This window comes from Microcystis sp. LE18-22.4A, from assembly GCF_027531105.1.
Taxonomy (GTDB): Bacteria; Cyanobacteriota; Cyanobacteriia; order Cyanobacteriales; family Microcystaceae; genus Microcystis; species Microcystis aeruginosa.
On the sequence record NZ_JAPZRB010000239.1, the window covers coordinates 1 to 2,408 of the forward strand.

A 2,408-nucleotide genomic window follows, 5' to 3' on the forward strand; every position below is an offset into this window, starting at 1 on the left:
CTTTCCGAAAGTCCTTGACTTGTTTTAGTTTTTCTATTAAGCTCAACATATCTTTCAAAAGTTCGCGTTCACTTCTCATTTTACCTGACAGTGATCGCTTTTACTTTTGATATTCTGATGGGAGAATGAAACAGCCCTACCGCCTATCGGCACCCCCCTTATTAAGGGGAGATCCCCCCGCCTATCGGCACCCCCCTTATCAAGGGGGGCAGGGGGGATCGAACCTAAAATTTATCTTCAATTTAATTATAACCAGCTACTTATCTGTATCCCTTACTGACTGCATCTGGCTCCCTACACCATTTTCTAGTATCTTTGAGCAAACCGGCGAAAGATAAGGAGTTAAAACTATGCCTTTAAGTTGGAATGAAATAAAAAATCGCGCCATCGCTTTTCAAAAAGAGTGGCAAGGAGAGACTTCAGAAAAAGCAGAATCTCAATCTTTTTGGAATGAGTTTTTTCATGTCTTTGGCATTTCACGGCGTAGGGTAGCTAGTTTTGAGCAACCGATAAAAAAAGCAGATAATAAACAGGGTTTTATTGATTTGTTATGGAAAGGAACGATTTTAGTTGAGCATAAATCGAAAGGAAAAGATTTAGAAAAAGCCACACAACAGGCTAAGGATTATTTTCCCAATTTAAAGGAACATGAGTTACCGCGTTATATTTTAGTCTCGGATTTTCAACGGTTTAAATTATATGATTTAGATTCGGGCAATCAATGGGAATTTGAATTAAGTAATTTTGTTGATAACGTTCATTTATTTGATTTTATTGCTGGTTACGAAAAGCGAGTTTATAAAGACGAAGACCCCGTTAATATTCAAGCATCCGAGTTAATGGGAAAACTTCATGATTGCCTCAAAGAAATTGGTTATATAGGGCATAATTTGGAAGTTTATCTAGTGCGTTTATTATTTTGTTTATTTGCCGATGATACGGGTATTTTTAATAAGGGTATTTTCTGGGAATATATCGATCTACATACCAAAGAAGATGGCAGTGATTTGGCGATGCACATTGCTTCTATTTTTCAGGTTTTGAATACACCAGGAGACAAAAGATTAAAAAATCTCGATGAGAATTTAACTCAATTTCCCTACATAAATGGCAAATTATTTGAGGAGTCGTTACCTTTGGCGGCTTTTGATAGCAAGATGAGAGTCATGCTATTAGAAGCTTGTGCTTTTGATTGGGGAAAAATTTCCCCTGCTATTTTTGGCTCTATGTTTCAAGCGGTAATGAATCCAAAAGAACGACGCAATTTAGGGGCGCATTATACCTCCGAGAAAAATATTCAAAAGGTGATTAAACCATTATTTTTAGATGATTTACACAGAGAATTTGAGAAGGTTAAAGGCCATCGCAATAAATTACTAGAATTTCACAAAAAGATTGCTAATTTATATTTTCTTGATCCTGCCTGTGGTTGCGGCAATTTTTTAATTATTACCTATCGTGAGTTACGAGATTTAGAGATTTTGGTATTACAGGAGTTAGATAAAACGGGGCAGTTAGTAATAGATATTAGTACCATTATTCAGGTGGATGTCAATCAGTTTGCTGGTATTGAATACGATGAGTTTGCGGTGAGGGTGGCTGAGGTGGCAATGTGGTTAATTGATCATCAGATGAATATTAAAGTTAGTAATACTTTTGGTCAATATTTTGTGCGTTTGCCATTGAAAAAAGCGGCAAAGATTGTTCATGGAAATGCCTTACGGATTGATTGGGAGGAAATTGTATCAAAAGAAAAGCTCAATTTTATTTTAGGGAATCCTCCTTTTGTGGGGCATCATTATCAAAATTTTGATCAAAAAGAAGACTTAAAGCTAGTTCTTGATAAAATCATTGGATCAGGGGTTATGGATTATGTATCAGCATGGTTTTATAAATCTGCTCAATTTATTCAAAGCACAAAAATTAAGGTGGGATTAGTGGCGACTAATTCTATTTCTCAAGGGGAACAATCATCTATCTTATGGAATGTTTTAATAAACGAATTTAATATCAGTATTCATTTTGCTCATAGAACTTTCAAATGGAGTAATGAAGCTAAAGGTAATGCTGCGGTTCATTGTGTGATTATTGGATTTGCTAGTTTTGAAGCTAATGAAAAATATCTATTCGACTATCAGACTATAACCAGTGAGCCGCTTTTAATAAAAGCCAAAAATATTAATCCTTACTTAATCAATGCAAACAATATTTTGGTTTTTAATCGAAAATATCCTCTCTGTAATGTCCCTAATATGATGTATGGAAATAAGCGGCTCTTCGTTACCCTTTATGCTAAATCAACAGACAAGATGCCAAGATAACATACTTCTAACCCAAAAATTCCGAAAGTTTCTAAAGCCATAGCCTCTCCGTTTTATTAGTTTAAGTTTATTGTTGATTCCCTCGAC

Annotated in this window: 1 protein-coding gene and 1 pseudogene; one reads left to right on the forward strand and one right to left on the reverse strand. The window is 35.3% G+C overall.

The window, feature by feature from the left end; all coding sequences use genetic code 11:
* Positions 1–350 precede the first annotated feature (350 nt).
* A pseudogene (locus O9295_RS10950) lies at positions 351–2,267 on the forward strand (DNA methyltransferase); the annotation flags it as partial.
* 30 nt (positions 2,268–2,297) lie between these two features.
* Here O9295_RS10950 and O9295_RS10955 read toward each other — a convergent pair.
* A partial coding sequence (locus O9295_RS10955; protein ID WP_071784045.1) for a transposase occupies positions 2,298–2,408 on the reverse strand: 111 nt, incomplete at its 5' end.